We start from the raw sequence: 5436 nt of genomic DNA, 5'->3' as shown, positions 1-5436 counted from the left end.
ACGTTCCTCGAAGCAGCATTCGGGGTTCCCGCCGGAACTCACGTCTGGGACGCCACCCACACGGTCCCCACCATCGTCGACAACCTCGACACGAACCCGTGACGACACATCTGGGCCCACGGTGGGAACCCGAAAGCGTCCTCCGGCGAATACACCAATAGGTAAGGAGGAGAGGTGATGAGCGCATCATGGGTTGGCGTCAGGGTCGCGAGCCGATGAGCCCCAGACCGATCACCTGGCGGCTCGTTGCGGTGGTGGCTGTCGTGTTGGGGATGCTCCTGGTCTCTTGCGGATCGCAACCTGCTTTCCCTACGGCCACTATCGATGCTGACACGGCTCACCAGTTGATGTTGACGGGTGTGAACAACACCGGTATCACCGCACCGACCGATGTGTGGGTGCAAGTCGCCCAGCGTGGATGCGTCAACGGCGCCTGGGACTGGACGGTCGCCAAAGAAGTCGGTGATGACGCGACCGACATCGTAGGAGAGCCACTGCCTGCTGATCTCGTGTGGATCTTGACGGTGACGGCATGCCACGATCTCGTACCCGCCGCCGCGATCGAGCAAGGCCCTCCCTCATGATGAGCCGACAGCGACGTTCGGCACGGTTCGCCGGGTCCTCCACCGTACGGTGGCTGGTCGCCGTGCTTGTGGTGTCGCTGATCGCTGCCGGTTGCACGATAGGTTCTATTTCGACGGTGCCACCATCGAGTGCTGAGGTCATGGTCACCGATTCTGATTCGACATCGACGGCCACGCTACCTGTGACCACGACCTCCATGGTTCCTGCGACGCAGCCTCCTACTTTGACGACCACGTTGTTGCCGGTGGTTGGGCAGTGGGCGTCGATGCCGGCCGGTCCGGTTGCCCGGTCTGGTCATGTGTCGGTGTGGACCGGTCGAGAGTTGTTGGCGTGGGGGAACCCGATGGGTCCAGTCGAGACGCAGGCGACGGGTGACATTTTCGACCCGGCCACGGGGGTGTGGCGTCCGATGGCGGCCGCTCCGGAGGCACGCAGCCAGCCTGCTGCGGTGTGGACCGGCAGTCGGCTGCTGATCTGGGGTGGTGACCGTACGGTCGGGGATACGCAGAGTTTCGACATGGCGAATGACGGGTTCGCGTACGACCCTGCTTCTGATTCGTGGAGTGCGATCCCGCCCGCACCGATCGAGGGGCGCTCGTACATGTTCAACGTGTGGACCGGTGCCGAGTTGATTGTCTGGGGTGGGATGGTCGAGCGCTCCGGTGATCTACAGGTTGCGACCGATGACGGTGCCGCCTATGACCCGGCGACAGGTACGTGGCGTGTCCTGGCTTCATCACCGCTGGGTGCCAAGAGCCCTGGGGTTGGGGTGTGGACGGGGCACGAGATGATCATCGGTGGGAACGGTGACGCCACCGACGGTGACCCGTCCTGGGCTTCCTATAACCCGGTGACCGACAGTTGGTCGGAGATCGCCGATCCGCCCGGTGTCCGCTCGAGCATGGTGTTTGTGGGTGTGTGGACCGGCACCGAGGTGCTGTTCTCCCCGCACGGGGTCCCCGACCAGCCGGCACCGCTCGCGGCGTACAACCCGCAGCTGGGTGAGTGGCGGCTCACGGCACTCCCGCCGGTGAACCTCTCTGCGGTGCCGGCGGTGTGGACCGGCATGAAGGTCGTGTTCTGGGGGCACACCGTGGCGGGCATGCCTGGGGTCGCACCGATGGCCGGTCTGGCGTACGACCCGGCCGCCGACACGTGGGAGCGTCTCGCACCCGACAGTCTCGGGACCCGCTGGGTTGGCAGTCTCGTCGCGGCAGGTGACGGTATCATCATCTGGGGAGGCCACACCTACCAGGCGTATAGAGGCTCCCCGATAGTGCTGCACGACGACGGCGCCGTCCTCGTGCTCCCACGGTCGACGTCGGAGGCCACCTGGCCGCCGGTCACAACCGATGGCACCGACGGATCGCCCACGGGGTCCTCACCGACCGGGGAGTCGACCCTGATGAGCGGTCATGAAACCGACGTCTGTCGTGCCGGGGCGCAGCGTGGGGCCGGTTGTGGTGGTTCTGGCGATGGAGGGTGTTTGATCGCGGGTGAGGTTCTTGATGCGTAGGGCGGTCGTTGTGGCGGTGGTGGCGCTTGTGGTGGCGGCTTGTAGCGGATCCACGTTGGGGGAGGGCACTGGTGGGTCGTTCGTGCCAGGGGGTGGGACTGCTACCAGTTGGGTTGCGCCGGCTTTGGATGACGACGGGGCGAGTGGGTTGCGTATCGGGTATGTCCCTGCCGGGTATTCGTTCGTGTTCAACGAAGGGCATGAGTCGGCGATGTTTCATCGGTTCGTCGCTGATGATGGAACCTGGTTTGCGGTGGGTCGCTCGCTGTTTCCGGCGCCGTATCCGATCCGGGGTGTGGATGTGGTGCGTGACGGGCGCACGTTCACGGTGATCGAGGGGGAGCCCCGCATATTGGAATACGTCGGCGACGGTGTTCGGGTCGAGACGGTGAGCAAGTCACTGGATACGGAGACTCTGCTGCGGATCGCCGAGAGTGTCACCTATGACCCGGGGCGCGATCGGCAGGCGGCACTCAGGGCATCAGCGTCGACTACAACGACGGTCCCTGTGGCGACGACGGCGCCTGCGCCGGTGGTGCGGGATGTGACGGTGACCCTTTCGGGACCTGCAGATGCGACGTCGGGGTGGTGGCGGGACGTGCTGTCGATCGGCTATGGCGACTCCGAGGATCAGTTGGGGTTCGATCAGCTTCCGGGTGTGGGTCCCGAGTTTGCAGCGGTCGGTCCGGACGGGTCCTGGTGGGTGCTCGACTCGCAGAAGCATCGGGTCGCCGTGTTCGACGGTGATGGAGTGCTGCAGCAGGCGTTCGATGTGGGAAGGGTGTCTGCATGGGACCCGACCGTACTGGACGATGGAACGTTCGTAGCGATTGCGTTCGAGCAGGTTGTGGTGATCCGCGGCGGTCAGGTGCGGACCCTGCCGCTGTCGGAGGGGTTCTGGCTGCTGACCGACGACGGAAAGGTCATCTATGGGAGGACCCGATATCCGCTCTACCCACACTTGTCGATCACCGAGTTGGGTGCGTCGGTGGTCCACGGGGTGGAGTGGCTACGAACTCGAGGTGGTGTCGAGTTTCGTGTCGATTACAACGGCGAGACGGGTGAGGTCGCCGTAGAGTTCAACGGTGACCCGCCGGTTCGCGTGCGTCTTGTTCCGCACCTGGCAGACGACCCGAACACCCGCATCGGTGTCGCTCCTGTCGAGGTTGTGTCGGGGCAAGACAACACGGTGTCGGTGCTGCTCGTCGGCGCAGACAACGACGGGAACGTCGCCGCGCTGGCGTCGATCGCTCCCGACGGCACCTTGACCAGTGTGGCGCCGCTACCGGCCTCATACTTCGACAGTGTCGTGGACCCGAGCTTTGGACCGACCTTCGGGCACCTCGTCGTGCAACCGGGCACCAGCACCATCTTCTTGGTGACCACCGACATGAAGGGGTTGCATGCCTCCCAGCTCACAGAACCAGGGGGATCCCCCGCTACATAGATCGGCTCAGCCAACACCGTTTGGTCGCTCTCGTCCTCAGGAAGCTTGAGAGAATCCTGAAGGAGAACTGGAAAGGGCAGGTCAAACTTGACGAGACGGCCGACCAGATTCCGCTTCATGACGTTGTCCGTCAATCTCAACCTCTGGCGATCTGCTGCAACAGAGATCCTGGGTTTTCGAATTCGAAGGAGTTTGATCCGGAGTCCACGGCGTCGGTTGGCGTCGCCCCTCAGTTGCCTGTGGATAACGTGGAGGTAGCCGGGTCCTTAGGCTGGAGGTGAGCCGGAATCTCGCCTGAAAAACCCCAGGTTGGACCCTTTCGTGAAAGTCTCACCGCAACCTCGGAAACGCCTGTGTTTACTGGGAACGCAGCTGCCGGAGTAGTCGAACCCAGAGTCATTGAGGATATTGTCTCCCAGTGCGGTGGACCACACGGAAGACCTTCCCGACTGCCACATCGTCGTTGAGTACAGATACGGCATCGGATTCGGTGCATGATGAATGTTGGGTTCCTGGTAGTGCCAATGTTGCGGCTCTCCTTGTCGTGTAGACGGCCCTTCGTTCACGTCCTTTCTGCGGTCTAGCGCCCTCTTCTTTGTCCAATCTCGACACTCGGTTCACAAGCCGACGGACCCGACGGGACCGGGCAAGATCGTCACCACGATGGGTTTGTGTCCGGATCCGGCGGAGCGTCACGTGTAAACGACGGGAATCGTCCTGGTTAGGGGACTCGGAGGATGGAGACGGGGTCGCGCCATGCGGCGACCATCGCGGGCGGGATGGCTGCAATCCCGGCGGTGAGGGTGGCGAGGATGGCGATAGCGACAGTAAACCCGGCGTCGGGTGCGGTTGCGGTGAGCTGCCAGATGATTGCGCCGCCGGCGATGGAGCCGGCGAGGGTGCCACCGATGGCGATGGTGACGGTTTGGATGGTGACGAGGGTGATGATGTCGGGTCGGGACGCGCCGAGGGCGCGGCGGCGTCCGTAGTCGCGTCGTGCGGTGGTGACCGTCCCGTAGACGTTTAGTCCGACCAGTATCAATCCGACGGCGAGGATGAGGGTGACGAGCCGTCTCGAGTATCGGCCGAGTTCACCTTGGACGGCTTTGCGGATCTGGGCGAGCGTCTCCGAGGTTTGGATACCGACCGAGGTGGGGTCTTGGGCATCGAGGAGGCCGTAGATGGCGTCAGCGACCGCAGCGACGTCTTCGGGACGGTCGACGAGGATCTCGATGGTGCGCAGGGTCGGGTCGACAGCATCTGGGTCGGGGGCGGCGAGCAGGGACCGGTTCAAGAACCCCAATGGGTCGGCGGCGTCGAACCAGCCGACGACCGCATAGTCGGTCCCGTCTCGGGTCGCCACACCGCCGGCGGGAATGTCGAGGCCGAGTGTGGTCTGCGCGTCGGGTCCGACCAGGACCGTGCCAGGTGTCCCATCCCAGGCTGAGGTGTCGACTTCCGGCGGGAGAGCCCCGTAGACGGCACGCACCGCAGCCGGGTTCCCGCCAGGGATCCCTGCGGCGTGCACATCGGCCGCAGATCCGAACCCGACAACCCACTCCACACCCGACAGCCGCCCGATCCGACCGATGGCGTCGGGACGGATCCCTGCGGACCCGTTCGTGTCGGTGACCACAACGCTGCGGGTGCCGGCGTCGTCGATACGGCCGAGGACCTGTCGTTCGGCCTGTACGGACTGGCCGGTCGTGGAAAGGATCACGCCGCACACCCCGGCGACGATCAGTCCGGTGATCGCCGACGAGACGGGCCGCGCGACCGCCATCCGGATCGCTTCTGCGACGAGACCCGCGAGGCGTCTCACAGCGCCACCACCTGATCGCACGCGCCGATCACGTCCCGGTCGTGCGACGCGATGATCACCGTCGCC

At 64.5% G+C, this 5436-nt stretch carries 4 protein-coding genes; 3 read left to right on the top strand and 1 reads right to left on the bottom strand.

Annotated features, from left to right (window positions below):
* The first annotated feature begins 188 nt into the window (after window positions 1-188).
* The 3 genes from GXP34_02405 (at window position 189) to GXP34_02395 (ending at window position 3548) form a co-directional block, all read left to right on the top strand.
* Window positions 189-584 (top strand): hypothetical protein, encoded by a 396-nt coding sequence (locus GXP34_02405; protein ID NOY54817.1) that lies wholly within the window; start codon window positions 189-191, stop codon window positions 582-584.
* A 344-nt stretch (window positions 585-928) separates the two neighbouring features.
* The gene (locus GXP34_02400) at window positions 929-2101 is read left to right on the top strand and encodes a hypothetical protein (GenBank protein ID NOY54816.1); all 1173 of its coding nucleotides are present in this window, start codon (window positions 929-931) and stop codon (window positions 2099-2101) included.
* Complete coding sequence (locus GXP34_02395) at window positions 2094-3548, top strand: hypothetical protein (GenBank protein ID NOY54815.1); 1455 nt, start codon at window positions 2094-2096, stop codon at window positions 3546-3548. The genes GXP34_02400 and GXP34_02395 overlap by 8 nt, the downstream gene beginning before the upstream one ends.
* A 721-nt stretch (window positions 3549-4269) precedes the next feature.
* Here GXP34_02395 and GXP34_02390 read toward each other — a convergent pair.
* Complete coding sequence (locus GXP34_02390) at window positions 4270-5370, bottom strand: ABC transporter permease (GenBank protein ID NOY54814.1); 1101 nt, start codon at window positions 5368-5370, stop codon at window positions 4270-4272.
* Window positions 5371-5436: the final 66 nt, after the last annotated feature.

The sequence above is a fragment of the Actinomycetota bacterium genome, assembly GCA_013152275.1.
Classification (GTDB): domain Bacteria; phylum Actinomycetota; class Acidimicrobiia; order Spongiisociales; family UBA4744; genus BMS3Bbin01.
The sequence above is the reverse complement of the archived record's forward strand: the minus strand, read 5'-3'. Positions and strand labels throughout refer to the sequence as shown.